Below are 458 nucleotides of genomic sequence, written 5' to 3'. Positions count from 1 at the left end.
CGGCACGGTGATAACGGTTTTGCCGTCGCTCAGCGTGAAGGTCAGGGCGCCGTGGTTGTTGATCAGCAGACCGTCTTTGTTGGTCAGCGTGATGGTGTAGGTGATCTCACCGCCTTCGGTGACCGAAGGTGTCGCGGTCAACTTGGCGATCACTTCGTCGGTGGTGTCGGTGACATCCACCTTCGCGGCGCCACCCAGCTCCAGGTTCTCGAAGGTGCGACCGTCGATGTCCACAGCCGACTTGATGCCCAGGTTGATCTCACCGGCGTCTTTGTAGACGTCGTCACCTTGAGCCGCGTGCTCGTACTTGGCGCTGGTGTCGCCCGCTTTGATGGTGACCTGGGCGCTGTTGCTCAGGGTCACGACCAGGTCGTGATCCAGCGGCTGGTTCACGTGCACGGTGAACGTCGGTTTGACGTTCTCTGCGACCGAGGTCTGGTCGGCAGTAATGGTGACCT

General features: G+C 60.7%; 1 protein-coding gene. It reads right to left on the bottom strand.

Going from position 1 to position 458, the window contains the following annotated elements:
• Nucleotides 1-458, bottom strand: a 458-nt coding sequence (locus ACNFBR_RS29275; RefSeq protein WP_416737883.1) for an immunoglobulin-like domain-containing protein, incomplete at both ends; no start/stop codon positions are given.

Source organism: Pseudomonas sp. NY11955 (assembly GCF_048068035.1).
GTDB lineage: Bacteria > Pseudomonadota > Gammaproteobacteria > Pseudomonadales > Pseudomonadaceae > Aquipseudomonas.
This window is presented reverse-complemented; position numbering and strand designations above follow the sequence as displayed.